This window comes from Amycolatopsis sp. NPDC039088 (genome assembly GCF_055598845.1).
In genome coordinates, this window is record NZ_JBVKAE010000060.1 from 12,278 (window position 1) to 35,597 (window position 23,320).

A 23,320-nucleotide genomic window follows, 5' to 3' on the forward strand; every position below is an offset into this window, starting at 1 on the left:
ACGCGCGTGAAGGCCCCCTTCCCTCGACTTAGCCGCAATGCCAGGAGCTTAAGGCCGGCGGGGCGGTCGCGTGTCGGACATGTTCGCCCAGGTCGGGTAGCCCGGCTCCAGTACGTACCGTCCGTTCGGGCAGCGACTGTTCGCCCACGAAGGTCGATGGTGTCGATGGTCCGTGAAGGCCTCCTTGAGGGACTCAGAGTCCCTCAAGGAGGCCTTCACGGACTTGATAACACGGGCAAAGTGTGATCAATCGGACGAATCGGCTCTCGATGAATCCTTTATGGACAGTTGGAGAGCCTCAGGAACCGTCGCTTAAGTTCCTGGCATTGGCGTCTAGCGCAGTGAAGGGGGCCTTCACGCGCATCCAGGAGCTAGACCGGCTTCACCGGGCCGCGGCCGACGGATTTGCCGACGCCCGCGGGCCGCTCAGCCGCACTGGACTGAACGAAACCGTTGATGTGCAAGGAAACCGAGCGGACCGAACCGGTGTCGCCACCGGCGACGTCCATCGCGGTGAACGTCCAGGTGCCGTCGGCGGCCGCACCGGAGATCAGGCCGCCGACGGCCTGCAGCGGCCGGTGGGTCCCGGTGAACGGGGCATTCGACGACGTCACCGCGCTGAACGGCGTGGCCGCGTTGTCGGCGAAGACGACCTGGCACAGGTTGTTGCCCGAAGTGCCGTTGCGCTGGAACAGCGTCGCCTTCGCGCCTGACGGCGAGGTCAGCGTGCCGACCAGGTCACCGACGTAGGAGTGGTTGATGCCCACCGTCTCCGACTTGTCGTCGGTGCTGCACGTGGTCCCGTCCACCGAGAACGTCACCTTCGAAGCGCGCCCGACACCGCTCACCGCGATCGGCACGGTCACGCCGGTCGGGTCGCTGTCCGGGATCGCCACCGCGGGTCCGGCGTAGGCGAAGTTCCGCGCCACCGGCGACGGGGTGCCGACCGGCAGCGAGAACGTCGACGTGGTCGGCGAGAACGAACCCGCGAAGGTCACCCGCGCGTTCAGCACCACCGGCACCCCGAGTTCCTGCGTGGCGGGGACGGTGATGGTGAAGTCGTTGACGCCGGTCTGCCCGGGGCTGATCGTGCCGTACGACTTCGACCGCGGCGCCACCGTGACACCCGGGGTCGGGCTGGTGAGCACCACGCTGGTCGACGTCGCGGTGCCGTCGCCCCGGTTGGTCACCGGCAGGGTCACCTTGGCGGTGTCACCGGGGTCGAGTGCGGAACCACCGTCGGCCGGAGTGACCGTCGGCTGGCCCGCGGTCGCGAACGGCTGCGGGCTGGCGCCGGTGTAGGCGAGGACCTTGTCGGCGAGGATGACGCCGGCGCCGCTGGAGTTGTCGCGACCCGGGGTCAGGATGTCGACGGCGGTGTTGACGAGCGCCTCGCGCACCTCGGCCGGGGGCAGCCCCGGGTTGCCCGAGAGCACCAGGCCCGCGATCGCGGCGGCGTGCGGCGCGGCGGCCGACGTACCGTAGAACGTGGTGAAGCCGGAGACGCTGGTGGAGACGCCGTCGGCCGCGGTGATGTCCGGTTTGGCGCGGACCTCACCCCCGGTCCCGGACACGTTTCCCGGGGTGATCGGCGTGCCGTCGGCCTGGTAGAACATCCGCCGCGGACCGTCCGAAGTGAACCGTTCGACCTTGGTGGTCGCGCCGAAGGCACCGGGGAACGGGCCCGCCGGGTTGGCCGGGTCGCCCGGTTCGAGTGCTCGCGGGAACGCCTTGGCCGCCGGGGCCGCCGCGACGCTGAACGCGGCCCGCGCGGCCGAGTGCCCGACGGTCACGCCGGGGCTGGTGTAGGCCTTGAGTCCGTCGGCCGAATCGGAGAACCGGCCGCGCAGCGCGGAAAGCGACAGATAGCGGCCTTCACCGGAGAACTTGACGATCGCCAATCGCAACCCGGTGCCACCGGCCGCGGGGGTGTCCACGCGCTCGTAGGCGTCCTGGGTGCCGGTCTGGTTGTCCTGGCTGAAGTCCACGACGTTGCCCGCCGCGTTCAGCAGGTAGAGGTCGTAGTCGTTGTTCGAGGCGCCCAGCGGATCCGACCAGAACAGCGTGACCGGCACGCGCGCCGAGGAGGCGTTCGAGATCGGCTCGAAGATCTGGTTGCCCGCGGCACCGGCGAAGTTGTGCGCGGTACCGGCGTACTTGCCGACACTCTTGCCGGAATCGACGAAGTCGCCTTCCCAGTGGCCCGAGGTACCGTCGGCGACGTTGCCCTCGTTACCGGCCGAGGAGAAGTAGAGCGCGCCGTCCGCGGTCACGTCGTTCACGGCCTGGGCGATGATCCAGTCCTGGAACGGCGATTCCTTGAAGTACAGGACGTCGTCGACGATGACGTCGCAGCCCGCGTCGAACCGCAGTTTGCGGATGTTGTCGGCGAAACTGGCGTCGGAGTTGAACGCGCTGGCGAAACCGAGCGACGCGTTCGGCGCGACGTCGTGGATGATCTCGAGCATCGCGGTGCCCTCGTCACCGTCACCCTCCTGGCCGGGGATGACGTCGACGCCCGCCGGGAGTTCGCCGCGTGCTTGCGAAACCGCGAGCGAGTTGACGCCGTCGGACAACGCGCAGATCTTGGTGCCGACGCCGGTGACGCCGAACTGCTGGCGCGCGGTGTCGGCGTTGTGCGCGCGGTCGCCTTCGCTGGTGACCGGCCCGGCGGCGATGCCCACCTGCCCCTTGGCCTCGATGGCCTTCTTCAGCTCACCCTCGATCCGGGCGGCCTTCTCTTCCTTGCTCTCCTGCTTGGCCTGCTGACCGGCGGGCTCGGCGAGCTCGCGGGCGGTGAACGCCTCGTTGGCGGTTTCGACCTTCTTGACGTCGGCACGGCCGGCGATCGCGGGGACCGCGTTCAGCGGAACCTCGGCGCGGACGCTGCCGTAGCGGGCCGAGACCGCGCGAATCCCCGCACCGGATTCACGCAGGCTCTTGAGGAGTTCGTCCGAGACCTGGCCGCGGATGTCCACGAGTACGGTGCCGGCCGCGGAGACATTCGCCCCAGACCCCAGTGCGGGAACCGCGGAGGCCGACATCCGCTGCGCGCGGAGTTTCTGTTCGACGAGCAACCGGCTGTCCACTTTGGACTCACCGGCGTTCTGACTCTTCTTGATCGACTGCAGGGCCTCGATCTGCCGGACGGTGTTCTCCGAGAACGCGTCCGGGGACTGCCCGGTTTCCGCCGCCGCGCCGGGCGGGCCGACCAGACCGAGCGCGGTGACGAGGGCCGCGGTGCCCGCGGTCAGGATCGTTCTTCTTCTCCTGTTAGAACGGGTTGGACGCACATGCGCCTCCGATTCCTAGGCGCGTGCCCCGACTCACGCTGACCGACGCCGGCGATCACCGGCTGGATCAAGCTAAGTACCGGGCGTGCACCGGCGGCAGGAGCCGTTCGAGTGACTTCGCGAAGGCGTTCAGCGTAATGCGCCGAGAAGATTCACAGCACGAACGAGTCCGACCAAGGCTGCGAAGCGCGACCGGACAAGCCGTCCAACAGCGTCACCGCCTGCTTGTCGGTCAACGAGGCCACGAAGTCGACCACCGCGCGCCCGCGCGCCAGCCCGCGTAGGGCGTCCGCACCGGTGACCGGTTCCCCGGTCGCCCCGATGAGCAGCTCCGGCGACGTCCGCGCGAGCGCGGAGAACTCCGACTGCGCCAGTTCCACCAGATCGTGCAGCCGTCGCGGCAGCCGGTAGAACTCGTCGCGGTCGAGCAGCCACGCGTCGAGCGCGTCGACCAGCGTGGTCACCAGGCTCGCCTGTCCGCGTTGGTGCAGCGCCAGTTCGGGACGCAGCAGCACGAACCGGCGGTGCACGAACTTGAGCACCTGCACCTCGTGCCACTGGGCGGGCCGCAGCGTGAGATGCCCTGTCCTGGTCGAGGGCGACGGCACCACCTGGACACCGTCGACGAGCCGCGCGGTCCATTTCGCGGAGAAGGCGGCGGTGGCCTGCTCGGCCTCGATGGAACCGTCGAATCCGGTGGCGAGCAGATCGTCGACGAGTTCGGCGCGGACACGGGCGACGGCGCTGGTGAAGGCGTCATCGTCGACGACCCAGCCGTCTTTGGCGTGCATCCGGCGGCGCAGCCGTTCCAGCGAACGGCCGGGCAGCCGCCGTTCGGCGGTCAGTGTCGCGTCGTCCAGCCCGGCAAGGTCGAGCGCGTGGTCGACCCAGCCGGTGAACTCGGCGGCGACCGGGGCGTGCTGCAGTACCCCGATCCGGTGAAAGTCCTGCAGGTCGTGGATGGCGTAGGCGATGTCGTCGGCGGTGTCCATCACGGACGCTTCGACGGTCTGCTGCCAGGGTTCGATCCGGCCGTCGAACGGTGCCCGCGCCTGGGCGAAGTCGTCGAGTTCGGTGCTGTAGGCGGAGAACTTGCTCGCGCCGGTGCCCGGGGCGTCGGCCGGTTCGGCCGCACCACGCGGCTGGACCGCCATCGACGTCGGATGCGGATCGGGCACGTGCAGCCGCGCCCACGGGTACTTCAGCACCGCGGCGCGCACGGCCGTGGTGAGGTCGAGCCCGGAAGCGGACGGCCCGCGGACGTCGGTCGTGGTGATGATCCGGAACGACTGCGCGTTGCCCTCGAACCCGTCGGCGAGGCCGAACCGGTGCCGGGCGATGCGGTCCAGGGTCTGCTCGCCGAGATGACCGAACGGCGGATGCCCCAGATCGTGCGCGAGCGCGGCGGCCTCGGCGACGTCCGGGTCACAGCCGCCCAGTTTCGCGGCGAGCTCGGCGGAGTCGCTGGTGGAGTTGATCCGCTCGGCGATCGCCCTGGCGACCTGCGCGACCTTGAGGCTGTGCGTGAGCCGGTTGTGCAGCAGCCCGGCACCCCCGGCGCTGACCACCTGGGTCACCCCGCCGAGCCGGGCGAAGAACGGTGACGCCGCGATGCGGTCCCTGTCGATCCGGAACGGACTCGTGGCGAGATCGCTGAACCCGGCGCTCGCGCTCTCGGGTTCGCGCCGCCACGTCCTCGGATCCGTCTGTTCCATGCGTCACACCGTATCCGTCCCGGCGGCATGATGAGTTACCTACGGACGGAAATCCGAGAGCGCGCTTTGGCACACTGCCCAGGTGGCGGACATGGTGATCGCGGGCGGCGGCCCGGCGGGGCGCGCGCTGGCGCGTGCCTGCGCGCGACGCGGCCTGGCGACGGTCCTGATCGACCCCGCGCCGGAGAAGCGCTGGCGGGCGACCTACGGGCTGTGGGCCGACGAACTGCCATCTCTGCCCGACAGCGTCGTCGCCTGCGCGCCTTCGACGACGCTCGCCTTCGGCACCGGACCGCATGTCCTCGAACGCCAGTACCTCGTGCTGGACAACGCCGGCCTGCGCACGTGGCTGACCGGCGGCTACGACGTCGTCCGGGCGACGGTGTCCGGTGTGGACCACGGCAAGCAGGGCTCGTCGGTGCGGCTGGAGGACGGCCGGGTCCTCGCGGCCGGTCTGTACTTCGACGCCACCGGCGCCCGGCTCCGGGGAAACCGGTACGAACAGACGGCGTTCGGCGCGGTCCTGCCAGCCGAGGAGGCACTACGGCTGGTGGACAGCCCCGAGACGGCCGTGTTCATGGACTGGCGGAAGACCGAGTCCGGCTTCCTGTACGTGCTGCCACTCGGCGACGGCACCGTCCTGGTCGAGGAGACCTCGCTGGCCCGCAAACCCGGTCTGCCGTTGGAGCTGCTGGCAGCACGGCTGCGAACCCGCCTGGCGGCCGTCGGGCTGACCTCACGCGGGGGCGAGGAACGCGTCCGGATCGTGCTCGACGCGCCCGTACCCCGGCGCGGCCGGACGGTGCCGTTCGGCGCGGCAGGCGGACTGGTGCATCCGGCGACCGGCTACAGCGTCGCGACCTCGGTGCGGCTCGCGGATCCGGTCGCCGACGCCGTCGCCCGTGCGTGGGAGCGAGGGCCCGCCGAAGCCGCGTCGGCCGCTCACCGGGTGCTCTGGCCGTCCTCCGCCCGAACCGTCCACCGGCTGCGGCAGCACGGCCTGCGCAGCCTGTGCGGAATGCCGTCCGAGCTGCTCCCGGTGTTCTTCGAGCTGTTCTTCTCGCTTCCCGTCGAGCTTCAGCGAGCCTTCACCTCGGGTCGCGAAGACCTGCCAGATACCGCCGAAGCGATGACGGCACTTTTCCGGATGGCGCCATGGTCAGTGAGAAAACACCTGATCGGGTGGCATGGACCCCGGGGATTGCTCCGTTCTAGGTAACCCGGGTGCCTTCCCGATGAACATCAGTCGACACGTGTTTCGTTTCGGACCAGCACCGGCGAATATGCGATTGTGACGTTGCAGATCGCGGTCCGCTTCGCTTACCAGCCGTTGTACAGCCTGCACACCGGTGGCGTCGTCGCGTTCGAAGCACTGGCGCGGCCGGGACGCGGCACCGCGCACGAACTGCTCGCCGACGCGCGGCGCAGCGGCAAGCTGGCCGAGGTCGACATCGGCCTGGCCGCCGAGGCCGTGCGCCAGCAGAAAGACCCGCAGAACACCCTCCCCCTGCATCTGAACCTGTCCGCCAGGACGGTGGCCGCGCCGCCGCCGGAGTTCGACCCGCTCACCGACGCGCTCAGTCTGGCAGGCCGCCGGGCCAGGGACGTCGTGCTGGAGATCGGGCCGCCGTTCTCTCTGGTCCCGGCCGATCAACTGCTCGCCGGGATGCGACGGCTCACCGACCTCGGCTTCCGGCTGGCGCTCGACGGCCTCGGCCGCGGCGATCTGCCGCTCACACTGCTCGCCTCCGCGCCGATCGACCTGGTGAAACTGGACCGCACCGTGCTCCGGGGCCTGCCGCACGACCCGGCCGCCGTCGCGGTGGTCGAGGCGGTGCTGCACTTCGCGTCGCGCACCGACAACCGGCTGGTCGCCACCGGGCTCGAAACCACCGAGCAGCTGGAGTCCGCGCGGAAGCTCGGCGTGCGGATCGCGCAGGGCAACCTGCTCGCGCCGCCGGACGGCAACCACGCGCCGCTGCCCGCCCCGGACGCGCCGGGCCCGTTCATCCCCGGCACCGCCCGCGCCCGCCGCGTCGGCGACTTCCTGCGGCCCGCGACCACCCTGCCCGAGGACGCCACCTGCGACGACGTACGCGAGGTGCTGGCCGCGGCCGACGGGCCGAGCGGCGTCGTCGGCATCGACGACCGGCACCGTCCACAGTGGTCGGTCGACCGGACGCGGTTCCTGGTCTCGGTGACCGGGATGTACGGCCACGCCCTGCACGCCAAGCGGCCTGCCTCGCGGCTCGCCGACGCGCCGCACACCATCCACGTGGACGCGAGCGCGCTCGAATTCCTCGAACTGGTCACCGACGCGGACTGGAGCCGTACCGGCGACGACGTCGTGGTGGTCGACGACCGCGGCCGCTGCCTCGGCATGGTGCAGGTGACCGAGGTCGTCCGCGGGGTGGCGGAGGCGAAGGTCGAGGAGGCCGTGTCGCTGAGCCCGCTGACCCGGCTGCCCGGCAGCGACGCCGTCGCCAGGGACGTCGACCGCCGGATCAACGCGCGCGAGCCGTTCGTCGCGGCCTGGCTGGACGTCGACTCGTTCAAGACGGTGAACGACACCGCCGGGTTCGCCGCGGGCGACGACCTGATCCGCACCCTCGGCCGGACGCTCACCGACCTCGAGTCGCGGCTGCGGCGGATGCGCGTCAGCCACGTCGGCGGGGACGATTTCCTGATCGCCTGCGACGTCGACGAGATCGGCACGGTCGCCGCCGCGCTGCTGGACACGCCGTGGTCGGCCGACGAGATGCCGGTGACGGTGTCGCTCGCGACCCTGGTGTGCGGTAACGGCGCGATCAGGTCCTACAAGGACGCTTCCCGGCTGCTGGCGCCGTTGAAGAAGCGCGCCAAGGAGGTGCCCGGGTCCAGCTGGGTGCTCGGCCGCCCGGGTTCGGACCGCGTCGAGGTGCTGCGCGGGATCACGACCCGGGGAGGACTGCCTTCCCAACGCGCCGCCGCGGGCTTCTGACCCCATGCATTTCGTCCTCTGAATGCGGTAGTTGACATCGCGAACTACCGCATTTAGAGGACGAGACGCGGGAGTTTCAGAGGTCGTAGGCGGCCAGGTAGCCGGAGAAGCGTTCGTCGACCTCACCGGTGGTGAGACCGAAGTCCGCGAGGTCGTACCGGTGCACGGGTTTCCTTTCCCCGGTACGGCTTTCGGCGTGCAAGGCGGTCATCGCGTCCCGCGCCTCCGCCGACAACGGCAGTCCGAAATGCTTGTAGACACCCTCGACCGTCCCGATCGGATCGGCGACGAAATCCTCGTACCGGACATCGCAGAACCGCGCCGGGTCGTGTCGCGTCCGCGCTTCGAGCGCCCGTTCCGCGCCCCGCGCCCACAGATCCAGCTGGCTCCGACCGATCACCTCGCCCCGGAAGACGTCGGACCAGCCGTGCGACGCCTGCTCGTTCAGGCTGCAGACCGACGCGATGATCGTGCTCGGCGCTCGATGGGTCTGCACGATCAACGCGTCCGGGTACACCTCCAGCAGCGCGTCGAGCGCGAACAGATGGCTCGGGTTCTTGAGCACCCAGCGACGCCCGGCGTCGGGCAACCCGATCAGCTGCAGGTTGCGGCGATGCCTGCGGTAGGCATCGGTCCAGCTCTGCCCGTCCAGCCAGCGCGAATACGACGGCACGTGCGCGAGGCATTCGTAGGACACCGACTTCAGCGACTGCCGCAGCAGCTGCCAGCATTCCTCGACCTGATCGGCCGACATGTGGTGCAGGCCCATGAACTCGGGATGCTCGACGTGATGCCGTTCGTAACCCGCCTGTATCCCTTGGAACACCGGGTTTTCCGCCCAGGTCTCGCGCGGCGGCCTCGGCTGCGGCACCTCGGTCAGCCAGACCTCGAGGCCTTGGTGCACCGGATCCTCGGTGAGCAACCGGTGCAGCGCCGTGGTCCCGGTACGCGGCAGGCCCGTGACGAAGATCGGCCGCTCGACGGAAACCTCGGCGTGGGCGGGATTCTGCTTCCACGACGCCTCGCTCAACGACCTCGCCACCAGAGCGCCACGCAGGAACGCGCGATGGACCTTGTTCCCGTACGGCGTCAGTCCCGCCTCACCGGCGTACGAATCCAGCAAGACCCGCAGTCCTTCGAGATGGTCGTCGCCACCGAAGTCGTCGAGCCCGGTGAGTTTCGCCGCCGACGCGTGCAGATCCTCCACTGTGCCGACGTTTTCCCGTCCTGGCAGCATGTTCTCCCCTTCAGTGGTGGTATTCGCCGGCGTTGACGTCGAGGCATTGACCGGTGACGCACCGAGCCAGCGACGAGGCCAGGAACACGACGGTGTCGGCGATCTCGTCCGGCTCCGGCAGGCGGCGCAGATCGATCGTCTCCGCCGTTTCGGCGTATACCTGCTCCGGCGGCACGCCACGTTCCTTGGCCAGATAAGCGAAATACCATTTGAGCGAGTCCGCCCAGATGTAACCGGGCGCCACGGAATTGACCCGGATCCCGCGCGGGCCGAGTTCCGAAGCAAGACTTTGCGCGAGGGCGAGCAGGCTCGACTTCGCCATCTTGTACGCACCGAAGGTCCGCCGCGAATGCCGCAGCACGGCCGAATTGATCATCACCACCGAACCGCCGCTCTCTTCGAGCGCGGGGGTGAACAGTCGCGTGAGCCGGAGCGCGGCGAGCACGTTGGTCTCGAAGCCCGCGCGCACGTCGGCGAGGTCGACGTCGGCGAGGTCCATGATCGGCGGGATGGCGAAGGCGTTGTTCACCAACGTGTCCACGCGGCCGAAAGCCGTCAACGCGGCCTCGGTGAGGTTCGCGGCCGAAGCGTCGTCGGTGATGTCGGTGGGCACGGTGACCGCGCGGCGGCCGAGCGCGTCGACCTCCTTCGCGACCTCGGCGAGCCGTGATTCGGTGCGGGCGGCGAGTACGACGTCGGCGCCCGCCGCGGCACAGCGCACGGCGATGGACCGGCCGAGCCCCGGCCCGACTCCGGAGACCACGACCACCTTGTCCCGCAAGAGATCCGTCATCCCAGCATCCTCGCTGCGACGGCGGTCTGGCGGGCCGCGATCCGCTCCGCCCACTCCTCCGGGGTCACGCGCGCCTCGTCGTGGAACGGCAGCCGGTCGGCGAGTTCGCCGAACTTCACCACCTCGACTTCGGGACCGTCGGCGGCGTCGAGTGCGCGGGAGAGCCGCTGCCAGCGGATTTGGACGTAGCCGCGGTCGTGCCCGGTGCGTTCGAGCCAGTTGGCCAGGCCCGGATCGCGTTCACTGATCACGAACCGGATCTTGCCGTCCGGATCGACCCGCGCCTGGTCTGCGGTGAGGCTGGTCTGGTGATTGATGTAGTCCAGCGAGAGGTACCAGATGCTGCCGAGCTGGATGCCCTGATACGGCGCGTCCGAACGCGGCACGGTGACGATCATGACCTCCTCGTCGCCGAGTTCGTAGTGCCCCGCCGACGAGTACTGCGTGGTCAGGCCGCCCGGCGTGGGACGCGGTTCGGTCATCGTGTTCACCGGCAGGTTCAGGTAGAACCACTTCGGGAAGGCGAGGAAGGTCCGCAGCCTGCTCAGCAGGATCTTGCCGGTGACGCCGTAGCGCTTGGCCAGCACGTCGCGTGTGAGCGGGGCGGGGGCGCCGCCAGCGGTGTCGGCGCACTGGATCTGGATCGTGCCGCGGCGTTCGGCGGCCCAGTCGCTGTAGACCTCGCGCACCACGAGCATCGACGAGCCGGGGCCGAGGACGAAATAGTTGGGGCCCGGGTCGGGTTTCGCCGGTCCGAAGCGGAGTTCGAACGAGCCGTCCTCGGCGATCTCGATCTCGCGGTCGTCGAAGGCGGCGAGGCTGTCCGGCACCTCGACGGGCGAGTAGTCGCCATTGAGGACTTGGAAACTGACGTCGGCCGTGCTCCCCCGCGTCCCGGTGACGACGTACTCGCGGTCCTCGCGGATGTTCGCGTTGAAGTACAGCGTGTCGGGGTTGTCCAGGCCCATCTTCGTGTATGGGCCGGTGGACTGGGTGAAGTACGGATAGTCGCGTTCGTAGGCCCACGCCATCTGCAGGGACGCTCGGATGCTGCCGGCGAGGTAGTGGTACCCCTCGACGAGATCCTGCTCGGTCCGGATGTGCGGCGCCTCGGCGATGACCTTCTCGGCTTCGACGATCGCGTCGGCGAACGGTTGAGTGAGCACCGGCGACTCCTCATACTGGTACAAATGCGTACCGACTTGGTACGTTCTTCGCGAGATCAGACTAGAACGCGTTCTAAGGATGGGTCAATGACCGTCACGCGGCGCTCTCCACCGACCGAGCGGGTCGTGCGGCTGCTCGACTTCTTCGCCGCCCGCCCCGGGCAGCGCTTCGGCCTCTCGGAACTCGCCCGTGAACTCGAGCTGGCGAAACCGACCTGCCTGGGCATCGTGACCGAGCTGACCGCGGGCGGTTACCTGGTCCGGGACCCACAGCCGGTCACATACCGGCTCGGGCCGGCGATGATCGCCGCGGGTCGCGTCGCGGGCGAAGGCTTCGGCGCGAGCGAGGTCGCGCGACGGCATCTGGAGGACCTCAGCAAGCGCTACGGCGCCACCTGCACCGCGTCGGCCGTGTCCGGCGACCGGATCCTCATGCTGCAGAGCGCCGGATCAGGGCGGGTCAAGCTGGGCGAGACGTACCCGTTCGCGCCGCCGGTCGGCCTGATGTACGTGCTGTGGGATTCCGACGCGGCGTTCGACGCGTGGCTCGCCAAACCCCCGGCCGTGCCGGTGCGACTGGACGAAGCGCACCTGCGCCGCGTCGTCGCCGAATGCCGCGAACACGGTTACCTGGTGGAGAGCCTGACCTCGGCGGGGCGACGGCTCTACTCGCTGATGGCGGGCGTCGGCGCGGAGGAACTGCCGCCGGAAGTGCGCGGACTGGTGGGAGAACTCGTGTCGAGTCTCGGCGAGCGCGTCTACCTCGGCGCCGACCTGGAACCGCGCCGCAAACACGCGGTGAGCCTGCTCGCCGCGCCGACGTTCGACGCCGCCGGACGGCAGGAACTGGTGCTCACACTGTCGGTCGGCGAGCCGATCACCGGTGCCGAGATCGCGCGGCGGGGCGCGGCGCTGGTCGCCACCGCCGATGCCGTCACCGCCGAATCCGGCGGCCGCCGCCCACGCGTTTAGTCCTCTGGATGCGGTAGTTGCACGCGCAAGGACCGCATTCAGAGGACTAACCGCATAGAACGGCGCGGGGTCAGGACCACCGGTTGGCGGTGAGCTTGAAGCTCGGCAGGTCGTCCATCGACGTCATCGTCTCGTACAGCCGGTCGTACTGGGTCGAGGCGACCAGCCAGACGCCGTCCACGCGCCGGTAGGTGTCCTCGTAGAACGCCGCGCCTTCGATCACCACCCGGTGCTCGGGGACGATCACCTTGTCCCGCATCAGCCAGGTGCCCCGCGCGGTGTCGCCGTCGACGTCGATCTCCGGCTGCCCGGCGAAGTGCACCGTCGTCACGCCGGGCCCGACGGCGTCACGCATGAACCCCACGATCGCGTCGCGACCCTCGAAGTCCAAAGGCTTGCCATACGACGGCGTGCCGTACCGCGCGTGCGCGTCGGTGGTCAGGGTTTCGGCCATCTCGTCCCACAGCTTCAGGTCGAGACACCGGAGGTAGCGGGCTTTGAGGCGTCGGATCTCTTCGAGTGCGACCAAGTCCATGCCGACAGCGTCCTCCTCCCCTTGACCAAGCACAAGAACTTGTTCTACTTTTCTGATCTCCAACCACGGAGGTCACCATGACGTCCCCGGCATACGAGCTCACCCATCTCGAAGCACTCGAAGCCGAAGCCGTGCACATCTTCCGCGAGGTCGCGGCGACGTTCGAACGGCCGGTGCTGCTGTTCTCCGGCGGCAAGGACTCGATGGTGATGCTCCACGTGGCGGCCAAGGCGTTCTGGCCGTCGCCGCCGCCGTTCCCGGTGATGCACGTCGACACCGGGCACAACTTCGACGAGGTCATCGAGTTCCGGGACCGCACCGTCGAGAAGTACGGCCTCCGCCTCGTCGTCACCAGCGTCCAGGACGACATCGACGCGGGCCGCGTCGTCGAAGATCCCAAGGCCGGCCGTAACCGGCTCCAGACCGTCGCCTTGCTGCGGGCGATCCGCGAGCACGCGTTCGACGCCGTCTTCGGCGGCGCGCGGCGCGACGAAGAGAAGGCGCGCGCGAAGGAACGCGTGTTCAGCTTCCGCGACGAGTTCGGCCAGTGGGATCCACGCAACCAGCGGCCGGAGCTCTGGGATCTGTACAACGGCAGGCATCGCAAGGGCGAGCACATCCGCGTCTTCCCGCTGTCGAACTGGACCGAGCTCGACATCTGGCAGTACATCGAAGCCGAGGGTGTCGACCTGCCGTCGATCTACTACTCGCATCGGCGGCCGGTGGTCCAGCGGGACGGGATGCTGCTCGCGCACACCAGGTTCCTCACCCTCACGCAAGGCGAAACCCCTTACGAGGCAACGGTTCGGTTCCGCACCGTCGGCGACGCGACCTGTACCGGCTGCGTCGAGTCGACGGCGGCGTCGCCGAGCGAGGTGGTCGCCGAAGTCGCCGTCACCCGGCTCACCGAACGCGGCGCCACCCGCGCCGACGACCGGATCTCGGAGGCGGGCATGGAAGACCGGAAGAAGGAAGGCTACTTCTGATGGGCGCTTCGCAGCTTGTCCGGATCGCCACCGCGGGCAGCGTCGACGACGGGAAGTCCACCCTGATCGGACGGCTGCTCTTCGATTCGAAGACGGTGTTCACCGACCAGCTCGAAGCCATCGAACGCACCAGCCGCGCCCGCGGTGAGGCGTATCCGAATCTGGCACTGTTGACCGACGGCCTGCGCGCCGAACGGGAGCAGGGCATCACGATCGACGTCGCCCACCGGTATTTCGCCACCCCCAAACGAAAGTTCATCATCGCCGACACGCCGGGACACGTGCAGTACACCCGGAACATGGTCACCGGAGCGTCCACCGCGGACCTCGCGCTGATCCTGATCGACGCCCGCAAAGGTGTGCTCGAACAGTCGCGGCGGCACGCCTTCCTCGCGAGCCTGCTCGGGATCCCGCATCTGGTGCTGTGCGTCAACAAGATGGACCTCGTCGGCTGGTCACAGGAACGTTTCGAAGAGATCCGCGAGGACTTCCGGCGGTTCGCCATGAAGCTTCAGGTGCACGACCTCACCTTCGTCCCGATGTCGGCCCTGCACGGCGACAACGTCGTGCATCGCGGCGCCAGCATGCCTTGGTACGAAGGAACTTCCCTGCTGCATCATCTCGAACAGGTGCATGTGGCCTCGGATCGCAACCTCGTCGACGCGCGCTTCCCGGTGCAGTACGTGATCCGCGAGCACAGCCGCGATTTCCGCGGTTACGCCGGCACCATCGCGGGCGGAGTGTTCAAACCCGGCGACGAGGTCACCGTGCTGCCGTCCGGATTCACCACGACGGTACGCGCGATCTGGGGGCCGGGTGGCACCACGATCACCGAAGCCTTCGCCTCACAGGCCGTCACGATCGAACTCACCGACGACCTCGATCTCGGCCGCGGTGACCTGATCTGCCGTCCCGGCAACCGCCCGCACACCGGCCGCGACGTCGACGCGATGGTGTGCTGGTTCTCCGAGCAAGGCGTCCTCTCCCCTGGCTCGAGCTACGTCGTGCGGCATACCACCCGCGAGACCAAGGCCGAGATCCGCGACCTGGACTATCGCATCGACGTCACGACGCTGCACCGCGACGAGACCGCGAAATCCTTGTCCCTCAACGAGATTGGCCGAATCCGGCTGCGCTCACGCCAGCCGCTGCAGTTCGATTCCTACCGCCGCAACCGGTCCACCGGCGGCTTTCTCCTCGTGGACGAACATTCCGGCGCGACGGTCGCGGCGGGCATGATCACCGGTCCGAGCGTGACGGCCTCGAACGTCGTCTGGCATACCGCCGCCGTCACCAGGGCGGAACGCACGACGCGCGGGCTCACCGTCTGGCTCACCGGGCTCTCCGCGTCCGGGAAATCGAGTGTGGCCGTGGAACTGGAGCGGCGGTTGGTCGCGTCCGGCAGGCCCGCCTATCTGCTGGACGGCGACAATCTGCGGCACGGGCTGAACGGCAACCTCGGCTTCAGCCCGGCGGACCGCGCCGAGAATGTCCGACGCGTCGCGGAGGTCGCGAAGCTGTTCGCGGACGCCGGAGTGGTGTCGGTGGTCTCACTGATCAGCCCGTACCAAGCCGATCGTGAACTCGCCCGCGCCGCACACGAGGCGGCCGGATTGCCGTTTCTCGAAGTCTTCGTCGACACCCCGCTCGAGGTCTGCGAAGACCGCGACCCCAAGGGGATGTACGCGAAGGCGAGGGCGGGCGAGATCAGCGGGTTCACCGGGGTGGACGCACCCTACGAACGGCCGGAGAGCCCGGATCTGGTGCTGACTCCGGAAAACGGGGACCCCGCCGCGATGGCCGCGCTGATCCTCGCCCTCCTCGACCATTGAGGGGCTAGTCCACAAGGGACCCCGCCAGGCGGCAAACCGTCCGGTGGTCGTGAGTGGCGATCAGCCGCCGTTGGAGGCCCGGTACGGAGCGGTCGCGTAGGTGCGGGCCGTGGTGGCCGTCAGCTTCTCCACCGAACGGAACATCGTCTTCCCGAGCCGGGCCCGCGCCTTCAGCGCCGGATGCGTCGCGGCGTAGTCGTCCTTGTTGACCTCGGGGTCGCCCGCGAACTCACCGGAGGCGAACAACGCGTAGGTCAGGATCGGCTTGCCGTCCGCGCTGAACATCACCCCGGCCTCGTTGCGGCCGTCCTTGAACCAGCCGGCCTTGGTGGCGACCCGCAGCCGCTCGGCCGAGGTCAGGTCGAGCCGCACGCCGTCGGTGAAGGCGCTCAGCGAACGCAGGATGGTCAGCAGGTACTCGGTGGACTTCGCCGAAAGCAGCGTCCCGCCGACCAGTTTCCGCAGCAGCGTATGCGTCTCGGCCGGAGTGGTCTTGCCGAGGAAGAACCGGTTGGGGTTGGCCACCGGCACCACCTGGGTGTGCACGAATCCCTTGCCGCGCAGGATCTCGTTGACTTCCGCGGACGGGCACACCAGCCCGCACAGGCGGACGGCGGTGTTGTCGGACAGCGTGAGCAGCGCGGCCATCGCGTGCCCGAGGGTCACCGAACTCGGGTACGCGCCGTCGAGACCGAAGATGCCGTCGGTGTCCTTGATGACGATGTCGGCCGTGACGTCGACTCGCTGGTCCAAGGTGAGCAGGCCGCGGTCGATCTTGTCGAGTACCGCGGTGGCGACCGCGATCTTGTTGACGCTGTAGGCCTCGACGACCTCGTCGGCCCGCTCGGAGACGGCGGACACCAGGTTGCCGTCGGAGTCCGCGACACTGATGGAGGACGACCAGGTCCCGCCCGCCTTCGCGGTTTCCCTGGCGTAGACCTGGGCGATCCGGCGCGCGGCGGCCGAGGCATCGGCGGCGGCCGTGTCGACATCGGACTCCGCGGCACCGGCGGGCTGTGCCGTTCCGAGCACCGCGCCCGCGGCGGCGACGGTGCCGAGACCGAGCAGACGGCGGCGGTTGACGTTCGTATCCACCCAGGAACTCCCTCACTCAAGCGAGCGTTTGTGAAGATCAACCTACCGCGTTCAGCCCGCCGGTGTGACGAATCCGGTGTCGTAGGCCTTGATGACCGCCTGTGTCCGATCCCTCGCACCGAGTTTCGCGAGGATGTTCCCGACATGCGTCTTCACCGTCTGCACACCGAGATACAGCTCGCCCGCGATCTCCACATTGGACAGTCCGCCCGCCATCAGCCGCAGCACCTCACGTTCGCGTTCGGTGAGCCCGGCGCCGGTGAGGCCATCCTGCGGACCCCTGTTCACCCGCTGCGCGGCCAGCCGCCGGATCGCGGCCGGGAACAGCAGGGACTCCCCCGCCGCCACGGTCCGGATCGCCGCGACGATCTCCTCCGGCCGGGCCCGCTTCAGCAGGAACCCGCTCGCGCCCGCCAGCAGGGCGTCGTAGACGTAGTCGTCGTTTTCGAACGTGGTCACCACGATCACCTTCGGCGGACTGTCCATAGTGGACATCAGATGCGTTGTCGCGCGGATACCGTCGACCGAGGGCATCCGGACGTCCATCAGCACGACGTCGGGCCGGAACCGCGAGACCAGACCCGGCACCTCGGCGCCGTCGGCCGCCTCGCCGACGACCTCCAGATCCGGCTCGGAGGCGACGATCGCCCGCAGCCCGGCCCGGATCAGCTGTTCGTCGTCGACCAGCAGCACCCCGATGCTCATCGCCGGTTCCCCCATGGCACCGCCACCTCGACCTTCCACTGTCCGTCCGCGCGGCCCGCGGTGATCGCGCCGCCGAGCACGTCCACCCGTTCCGCCATTCCCCGCAGCCCCCTGCCGCCCCCGTCCCGTGACGGCGCCGCGGCGCCGAGCGGGTTGGACACCCGCAGCCGCAACAGCTCCGGCCCGGCGTCGACGAGCACGGTCACCGGAACCTTACCGGCGTGCCGCAACGCGTTCGTCAGGCATTCCTGCAGGATCCGATAGGCCTCGCGGGAGACGACCGGCGGCACGGACGACGGTTCGCCACGGACCTCGGCCGCCACCTCCGCTCCCGCCAGCCGGGTCGCCTCGACCAGCGAGGACAGCTCCGCCAGCCCGGACTGCGGTGTCCGCGCCGACGTCTCCTCACGCAGCAGCCCGAGGACGTGGTCGAGATCGTCCAGCGCGGCGCGGGCGGAGTCCTCGATCGCGGTGAGCGCCTGCTCGGTGAAGTCCGGATCCGAGCGCAGGGTCCGGCGCGCGGCCCCGGCCTGGATGGTCACGACGCTGAGCGCGTGCCCGACCGAGTCGTGCAGTTCCCGAGCCAGCCGGTTGCGTTCGGCGAGCTGTTCGGTGCGCTTCTCCAGCTGAGCGATCCGTTCGGCGGCCGAGACGCCCAGGAGGCTCTTGGCACAGCGGGTCAGTACCGCGCCCGCTCCCCACACGACGTAGGCCAGCGCCACGACGCCGAGCAGGAACGCCAGCGGGATCCACGCGCTCGCCCAGCCTTCCGGCACCACGATGGGGTCCTCTGTGGACAGTGCGATCCGGCCGGTGAACGGGGCCGCGATCGTGAAACCGAAGCCGACCGGCACGAACAGGCTCGCCAGGCTGACGACGCACCCGGTGCCCACGTGCAGCAGGTACATCGCGCTCGACCGGAGCCGGACAGGCCAGTTCGCCGCGGGCCCGAACGTCACTCCCGGCACCGGGTCGTCCAGCAGTTCCCGTACGGCCGCGCCCTCCAGCACGCGCACGGCAGGGAGGAACGACGACGCGATCATCACCAGGACGACGGTGATGATCCCGATGACGACCCCTCGCCCCAGCGTCACGACCAGCGGAAGCAACGAGGGCACCACGATGGCGGCGAAGAGCAGATACGGCACGCTGAGGGCGCCGCCGAGGATGAAATACACCCACCGGCGGTAGGTCGCCCGATCCGTGAGCGGGCCGAAAAGTCGCATGCGCTCTTTCTAGCTTGCGCCGGGCCGGCGCGGATCCCTCAGCAGTATTTCGGCGATCTCCCTCGCGAGAGTGACCCGGTGCGAGTCCCCGTCGATGCCGGTATGTGCCACGGCGCCCTCCAGCAGCAGGAAGAGCTGCTCCGCGAGCCGCTCCGGATCGGCGGCCCACGGCGCGTCCTCGCGAAGGAGTTCGGCGAACTTCGCCCGCACCGCCGCCTTGTGCCGCCGGATCACGTCGAGTCCGGGATGTCCGGCGGGGAGTTCGGCGGCGGCGTTGAGGAACGCGCAGCCCCGGTCGCTCCCGAGCTTCGGATGATCGACGTAGGCATCGAAGACCGTCAGCGCCCGAGGCCGATCGGCTCCGGCCAGCTGCTCTTCGAGATACGCCCACCAGACGTCGTGACGACGCCTCAGGTACGCGACCGTCAGCTCCGTCTTCGACCCGAAGCAGGCATACAGCGTCTTCTTCGTGACACCGGCGGCCTCGGCCACGGCCGCGACGCCGACCGCGTTCAGGCCGTCCCGATAGAAGAGCGTGCTCGCGGCACTCAGGACACGCTCTCCGGCCGGCGTCAGCATGCTTCGACTATACCGATCGGTTGACCTGAGCGCTCGATGCAGGGACACTCCAAAAGTATACCGCTCGGTATACCTATGAAGGAGGGCTAGTGGTTTCTTCGTACAAACGCGAGCTGACGCTCACCGCGGCCGGGTTGTCGCTGATCGCGGTCTCCTACGGCCTCGCGAGGTACGCGTACGGCCTCTTCGCGCCGACACTCCGCACGGAATTCGACCTCGACGGCGGCACGCTCGGCGCCATCGCGGCGGGCAGTTACGTCGCGTACTGCCTCGCCGTGATCGCTTCGACGGCCATCACGGCCCGCTGGGGCGCACGGGCGGGAGCACTCGCCGCGGGGACGACCGCGACCGTGGGGACCGCCCTGATCGCGGCCGCGCCGAACGCCGCCCTTCTCGCTCTCGGCGTCGTCCTCGCCGGAGCCAGCACCGGCCTGGCCTCCCCTTCGCTCGCCGACGCGGTCTCACGCGTCGTCCGCGCGACCCGCCGCGACCGCGCCCAAACCGTGGTGAACGCCGGGACAGGGCTCGGAGTGCTGATCTCAGGGCCGGTTTCCCTGCTCGCCGTCAGCGACTGGCGGCTGGCTTGGTGGGCCTTCGCCGCGGCGTCGGCGCTGGTGACCCTGTGGATCGCCCGTGTCGTGCCGCCGGTCAGGGAGGAGAGCGCACGCGGGCTTCCGGACCCGTTGTTCCCGCCCGCCGCCGGACGGCTGCTGCCCGCCGCCGCGGCGCTCGGTCTGGCCAGCGCGGCGATCTGGACGTTCGGCCGGGACATCGCCGTGAGCGTCGGCGGACTCGGCGAGACCGAGTCGACGGTGATGTGGATCGTCCTCGGCGCCGTCGGCCTGGCAGGCGCGTTCACCGCCGAACTGACCTCGCTGGTGGGGCTGCGGCGGGCCTGGTCGGCGGGGATGATCCTGCTCGCCGCCGCCACCGCGCTCTTCGCCATCGCCACGCGGTCGCTCCCGGCGCTCATCATCGCCGCGGCACTCTTCGGCGCCGTCTACATCGGACTGACCGGCGTGCTGATCCTCTGGGGCACCAGGGCTTATCCGGCGTCGCCCGCTTTCGGCGTCGGCGCGGCCTTCCTGATGCTGGCGCTCGGCCAGGCCGCCGGGACACCGCTCATCGGTTTCCTCGGCGACCTCGCCGATCTCCGCGCCGGCTTCCTCGCGGCGGCCGCGATGGCCCTTCTCGGTGTCCTCTTCGCGCCCCGGGAGGCGACCACGACCTACAACTTCGGGGTCCGTTCCCTCTCAAGGGTGAGCTCCGTCCCGCCGGAGCGGGAATCCCGCGCGGGCCGCGCGTGATGTCCTCGTCGGCATGAACCTCCTGCTCGGCCTGCTCACCCTGCCCGTCTACGCGCTCATGCTGTGGCCGCTCGTGGTCGCCGCCCGCCGCGTGCTGGGGGTGCGGATCGGCGTGCTCCGCGCGTTGTGCGCGGCGGCCTTCGGCTGGCTCGTCGCGGGCGGCGTCCTCAGCGCGTTCCCCCGGCCGATGTACGCGAGCGGCGGCGCCTTCGCCGGGCTCGTCATCCCCGTGGCGGGCGGTGCTTTCCTGGCGACGCTGATGTTCCTGTTCGTCGCGGAGTTCGTCCTGCCGTCGGGTTCCGGGCCGGGGTTGATCGGCAGGATCCGCTCGCTGCGCCGTCGCGCGGCCAGGACGCGGCGCTACTCGCAGATCACCCGGATCGCGATCAAACACGGCCTCGGCCGCTACCTCACCGGCCGCCGCGAACCCGGCCTCGCCCAGGTCCGCCACGCCAAACTGGCGCGTTCGCTGCGGCGCGCGCTGGAGGAGGGCGGCGTGACCTTCGTGAAGCTCGGCCAGCTGCTTTCCACGCGGTCGGATCTGCTGCCGCCGGTGTTCATCGACGAACTGGGCAAACTCCAGGATCAGGTCGCCTTCGCCGACGCCGACGAGGTCGCGACGGTGCTGAAGGAGGAACTGGGCGGCGACCCGGACGAGATCTTCGCCGAGTTCGATCCGGAGCCGATCGCCGCCGCGTCGATCGCGCAGGTCTACCGGGCCCGGCTGCGCGACGGGCAGGAAGTCGTGGTCAAGGTGCAGCGGCCCGGGGTGCAGGCGGTCGTCGACCGTGACCTCGACATCGTCCGCCGTGTGGCGGCCGCGCTGGACCAGCGTGCGGGGTGGGCGCGCTCCCTCGGCGTCGTCGACCTCGCCGAAGGCTTCGCCGACGCGCTGGTCGAAGAACTCGATTTCCGGACCGAGGCCAGGAACATCGAAGCCGTCGCCGCCGCCTACCCCGGCACCGAGGTCGCACTGCCGACCGTCCACAAAGCACTGTCCACCGAACGCGTCCTCGTGATGCGCCGCCTCGACGGCAAACCGCTCGCCGCCGCCAGGGACCGGGTGCCGATGGCGGAGCGGGCCAAGCTCGCGCGCTCGATGCTGCGGTGTGTCCTCGGCCAGGTGATGGGCAGTGGGGTCTTCCACGCCGACCCGCATCCCGGCAACGTCCTGTTGCTCACCGACGGCAGGCTGGGCCTGCTCGACTTCGGCTCCGTCGGACGGCTCGACGCCGGACTGCGCGGCGGGCTGCAGAACCTGATCCTCGCCCTCGACCGCGGCGACCCGGCCGCGCTGCGCGACGGCCTGCTGGAGATCGTCGACCGGCCGGACGAGATCGATGAGCAGCGGCTGGAGCGGGCGCTGGGCGCCTTGGTCGCCAAGCACTTCAACCACGGGCAGGCGCCGGACCTGGACATGTTCACCGACCTGTTCCGGGTGATCGCCGACTTCCGGCTCAGCGTGCCCCCGCCGATCGCCGCGGTGTTCCGCGCACTGGCCACTCTGGAGGGAACGCTGGCCGCGCTGGCGCCGGGGTTCAACATCGTCGTCGAATCCCGCGCCTACGCCGCCGAACAGGTCGGTGCCGGATTGCGGCCGGAGTCGTTGCGATCCACCGCCACCAACGAACTGATGGCACTCCTGCCGGTGCTGCGCCGCCTCCCCCGCCGCGTGGACCGGATCGGCAACGCGCTGGAACAGGGCAGGCTTTCGGTCAACGTCCGGCTGTTCTCCGACGAACGCGACCGCGACGTGGTCACCGGCCTGGTCCACGAACTCCTGCTGGCCTTCGTCGGCGCGGCCACCGGACTGATGGCCGTGCTGCTGCTGGGCAGCGCGACCGGCCCGGAGATGCTGCCCGGCGTCACACTGCACCAGATGTTCGGTTACAACCTGCTGGTGGTCAGCGCGCTGGTGGGACTACGGCTGCTTTTCGTCGTTTTCCGGCGGAGCGGGCAACGATCGCGAACGCCCCGATGACCCCGATCAACCTCGGGGCGCGTACATGATGACCCCGACCCCCGCCAAGCAGATCAGCGCGCCGATGACGTCGTAGCGATCCGGACGATAACCGTCGGCGACCATGCCCCACGCCAGCGATCCGGCGACGAACACTCCCCCGTACGCGGCGAGGATACGACCGAAGTTCGCGTCGGGCTGCAGCGTCGCGACGAAGCCGTAGAGGCCGAGCGCGACGACGCCCGCGCCGATCCAGAGGTAACCGCGGTGTTCCCGCACGCCTTGCCAGATCAGCCAGGCTCCGCCGATCTCAAGGAGCGCGGCGAGCGCGAAGAGCGCGATGGACCGGAGGATCATGCCCGCAGCCTAAAGCGGGGAAGCACTGCCCCGACGCCTGTGCCTTCAGTGGGGCACGAAGGCGGCCCGGTGGTCCGTGAAGGACTCTTTGAGGGACCCAGAGTCCCTCAAGGAGTCCTTCACGGACTTCGGTAACCGCCACATTCGCCCCAGGGGCACCAGCAGTCACAGCGGTAGCGCGTGAAGGAGCACCGGTACCGGGCCGGTCAGGTCTCGTGAGTGGTCGTGACGGTTGGTACGTGAATCGTTGTGTGTGAGACTGGTGTGTCTGGTGGGACTTTTGTGGTGGCGTCTTTGCGTCGTGAAGGTCCCCTTCCCTACCTTGAAGGTAGGGAAGGGGACCTTCACTACGTGGCCGGGGTCAAGGACTCCCCTCGGAGACATGGCGCGTCCTTGACCGTCCACAAGGGACCTTCACGCACATCAGACCCGGGCGTCAGGGTGATTCACACCCACCCGCGAGCGGGCGCGCCGGCGCCCATCCCCAGTTCTATTGATCCGTAAGGCAAATGTGGCATGATCGGGTGATGGTGGCGAGGGTTCGGGTGACGGATGCGCGGCGGCTTTCTCAGCAGTCGCAGG

General features: G+C 69.4%; 18 protein-coding genes. 7 read left to right on the top strand and 11 right to left on the bottom strand.

Going from position 1 to position 23,320, the window contains the following annotated elements; all coding sequences use genetic code 11:
- Positions 1-371: 371 nt before the first annotated feature.
- Positions 372-3,257, bottom strand: coding sequence for a S8 family serine peptidase (locus ACZ7KI_RS40965; protein WP_470278406.1), 2,886 nt, complete (start codon positions 3,255-3,257; stop codon positions 372-374).
- A 188-nt stretch (positions 3,258-3,445) separates the two neighbouring features.
- Positions 3,446-5,008 carry a deoxyguanosinetriphosphate triphosphohydrolase family protein gene (locus tag ACZ7KI_RS40970; protein ID WP_470278388.1) on the bottom strand — a complete coding sequence of 521 codons (1,563 nt, stop codon included), beginning with the start codon at positions 5,006-5,008 and terminating at the stop codon, positions 3,446-3,448.
- 82 nt (positions 5,009-5,090) lie between these two features.
- On the opposite strand from ACZ7KI_RS40970, the gene ACZ7KI_RS40975 reads away from it, so the two are divergent.
- Both ACZ7KI_RS40975 and ACZ7KI_RS40980 read left to right on the top strand, forming a co-directional pair.
- Positions 5,091-6,227 (top strand): lycopene cyclase family protein, encoded by a 1,137-nt coding sequence (locus ACZ7KI_RS40975; RefSeq protein ID WP_470278390.1) that lies wholly within the window; start codon positions 5,091-5,093, stop codon positions 6,225-6,227.
- Between the two features lie 72 nt (positions 6,228-6,299).
- Complete coding sequence (locus ACZ7KI_RS40980; protein WP_470278391.1) at positions 6,300-7,988, top strand: EAL domain-containing protein; 1,689 nt, start codon at positions 6,300-6,302, stop codon at positions 7,986-7,988.
- A gap of 76 nt (positions 7,989-8,064) precedes the next feature.
- Here the strand turns inward: ACZ7KI_RS40980 and ACZ7KI_RS40985 are convergent, their stop codons facing one another.
- The 3 genes from ACZ7KI_RS40985 to ACZ7KI_RS40995 are packed head-to-tail and all read right to left on the bottom strand — an operon-like array spanning position 8,065 to position 11,184.
- Positions 8,065-9,225: a sulfotransferase family protein gene (locus ACZ7KI_RS40985; protein ID WP_470278392.1), complete on the bottom strand. Its 1,161-nt coding sequence runs from the start codon at positions 9,223-9,225 to the stop codon at positions 8,065-8,067.
- Positions 9,226-9,235: 10 nt separating this feature from the next.
- Complete coding sequence (locus tag ACZ7KI_RS40990) at positions 9,236-10,018, bottom strand: SDR family oxidoreductase (protein WP_470278393.1); 783 nt, start codon at positions 10,016-10,018, stop codon at positions 9,236-9,238.
- Complete coding sequence (locus tag ACZ7KI_RS40995; RefSeq protein ID WP_470278394.1) at positions 10,015-11,184, bottom strand: hypothetical protein; 1,170 nt, start codon at positions 11,182-11,184, stop codon at positions 10,015-10,017. The genes ACZ7KI_RS40990 and ACZ7KI_RS40995 overlap by 4 nt, the downstream gene beginning before the upstream one ends.
- 87 nt (positions 11,185-11,271) lie before the next feature.
- On the opposite strand from ACZ7KI_RS40995, the gene ACZ7KI_RS41000 reads away from it, so the two are divergent.
- On the top strand, positions 11,272-12,156 hold the full coding sequence (locus ACZ7KI_RS41000) for a helix-turn-helix domain-containing protein (RefSeq protein WP_470278395.1): 885 nt from the start codon (positions 11,272-11,274) through the stop codon (positions 12,154-12,156).
- Positions 12,157-12,226: 70 nt separating this feature from the next.
- Here the strand turns inward: ACZ7KI_RS41000 and ACZ7KI_RS41005 are convergent, their stop codons facing one another.
- Positions 12,227-12,691, bottom strand: a complete 465-nt coding sequence (locus ACZ7KI_RS41005) for a nuclear transport factor 2 family protein (RefSeq protein WP_470278396.1) — start codon at positions 12,689-12,691, stop codon at positions 12,227-12,229.
- Between the two features lie 77 nt (positions 12,692-12,768).
- On the opposite strand from ACZ7KI_RS41005, the gene cysD reads away from it, so the two are divergent.
- Together cysD and cysC are read left to right on the top strand one after the other, a co-directional pair.
- Positions 12,769-13,677, top strand: a complete 909-nt coding sequence (gene cysD, locus ACZ7KI_RS41010) for a sulfate adenylyltransferase subunit CysD (protein WP_470278397.1) — start codon at positions 12,769-12,771, stop codon at positions 13,675-13,677.
- On the top strand, positions 13,677-15,509 hold the full coding sequence (gene cysC / locus ACZ7KI_RS41015; protein WP_470278398.1) for an adenylyl-sulfate kinase: 1,833 nt from the start codon (positions 13,677-13,679) through the stop codon (positions 15,507-15,509). Before cysD ends, cysC begins: the two co-directional genes overlap by 1 nt.
- A 60-nt stretch (positions 15,510-15,569) precedes the next feature.
- Here cysC and ACZ7KI_RS41020 read toward each other — a convergent pair whose 3' ends face one another.
- The 4 genes from ACZ7KI_RS41020 to ACZ7KI_RS41035 are packed head-to-tail and all read right to left on the bottom strand — an operon-like array spanning position 15,570 to position 19,114.
- Positions 15,570-16,604 (bottom strand): serine hydrolase, encoded by a 1,035-nt coding sequence (locus ACZ7KI_RS41020; RefSeq protein ID WP_470278399.1) that lies wholly within the window; start codon positions 16,602-16,604, stop codon positions 15,570-15,572.
- A gap of 51 nt (positions 16,605-16,655) precedes the next feature.
- Positions 16,656-17,324 (bottom strand): response regulator, encoded by a 669-nt coding sequence (locus tag ACZ7KI_RS41025; protein WP_470278400.1) that lies wholly within the window; start codon positions 17,322-17,324, stop codon positions 16,656-16,658.
- The gene (locus ACZ7KI_RS41030; protein ID WP_470278401.1) at positions 17,306-18,535 is read right to left on the bottom strand and encodes a sensor histidine kinase; all 1,230 of its coding nucleotides are present in this window, start codon (positions 18,533-18,535) and stop codon (positions 17,306-17,308) included. Before ACZ7KI_RS41030 ends, ACZ7KI_RS41025 begins: the two co-directional genes overlap by 19 nt.
- 9 nt (positions 18,536-18,544) lie before the next feature.
- Positions 18,545-19,114 carry a TetR/AcrR family transcriptional regulator gene (locus ACZ7KI_RS41035; protein ID WP_470278402.1) on the bottom strand — a complete coding sequence of 190 codons (570 nt, stop codon included), beginning with the start codon at positions 19,112-19,114 and terminating at the stop codon, positions 18,545-18,547.
- 89 nt (positions 19,115-19,203) lie between these two features.
- Between ACZ7KI_RS41035 and ACZ7KI_RS41040 the strand changes: the two genes are divergently transcribed.
- Both ACZ7KI_RS41040 and ACZ7KI_RS41045 read left to right on the top strand, forming a co-directional pair.
- Entirely contained in the window at positions 19,204-20,421 is a 1,218-nt protein-coding gene (locus tag ACZ7KI_RS41040) for an MFS transporter (RefSeq protein ID WP_470278403.1), read from the top strand.
- Positions 20,422-20,434: 13 nt separating this feature from the next.
- Complete coding sequence (locus ACZ7KI_RS41045; protein ID WP_470278404.1) at positions 20,435-22,402, top strand: ABC1 kinase family protein; 1,968 nt, start codon at positions 20,435-20,437, stop codon at positions 22,400-22,402.
- A 6-nt stretch (positions 22,403-22,408) separates the two neighbouring features.
- Here the strand turns inward: ACZ7KI_RS41045 and ACZ7KI_RS41050 are convergent, their stop codons facing one another.
- The gene (locus ACZ7KI_RS41050) at positions 22,409-22,738 is read right to left on the bottom strand and encodes a YnfA family protein (RefSeq protein WP_470278405.1); all 330 of its coding nucleotides are present in this window, start codon (positions 22,736-22,738) and stop codon (positions 22,409-22,411) included.
- Between the last annotated feature and the right edge of the window lie 582 nt (positions 22,739-23,320).

Bases quoted from the DNA above. Each gene is read 5' to 3' on its own strand.
- ACZ7KI_RS41000 (WP_470278395.1), top strand. From the start codon at position 11,272: ATGACCGTCACGCGGCGCTCTCCACCGACCGAGCGGGTCGTGCGGCTG.
- ACZ7KI_RS40985 (WP_470278392.1), bottom strand. From the start codon at position 9,225: ATGCTGCCAGGACGGGAAAACGTCGGCACAGTGGAGGATCTGCACGCG.
- ACZ7KI_RS40970 (WP_470278388.1), bottom strand. From the start codon at position 5,008: ATGGAACAGACGGATCCGAGGACGTGGCGGCGCGAACCCGAGAGCGCG.
- cysC (WP_470278398.1), top strand. From the start codon at position 13,677: ATGGGCGCTTCGCAGCTTGTCCGGATCGCCACCGCGGGCAGCGTCGAC.
- ACZ7KI_RS41045 (WP_470278404.1), top strand. From the start codon at position 20,435: ATGAACCTCCTGCTCGGCCTGCTCACCCTGCCCGTCTACGCGCTCATG.
- cysD (WP_470278397.1), top strand. From the start codon at position 12,769: ATGACGTCCCCGGCATACGAGCTCACCCATCTCGAAGCACTCGAAGCC.
- ACZ7KI_RS41005 (WP_470278396.1), bottom strand. From the start codon at position 12,691: ATGGACTTGGTCGCACTCGAAGAGATCCGACGCCTCAAAGCCCGCTAC.
- ACZ7KI_RS41030 (WP_470278401.1), bottom strand. From the start codon at position 18,535: ATGCGACTTTTCGGCCCGCTCACGGATCGGGCGACCTACCGCCGGTGG.
- ACZ7KI_RS41025 (WP_470278400.1), bottom strand. From the start codon at position 17,324: ATGGGGGAACCGGCGATGAGCATCGGGGTGCTGCTGGTCGACGACGAA.
- ACZ7KI_RS41050 (WP_470278405.1), bottom strand. From the start codon at position 22,738: ATGATCCTCCGGTCCATCGCGCTCTTCGCGCTCGCCGCGCTCCTTGAG.
- ACZ7KI_RS40990 (WP_470278393.1), bottom strand. From the start codon at position 10,018: ATGACGGATCTCTTGCGGGACAAGGTGGTCGTGGTCTCCGGAGTCGGG.
- ACZ7KI_RS41035 (WP_470278402.1), bottom strand. From the start codon at position 19,114: ATGCTGACGCCGGCCGGAGAGCGTGTCCTGAGTGCCGCGAGCACGCTC.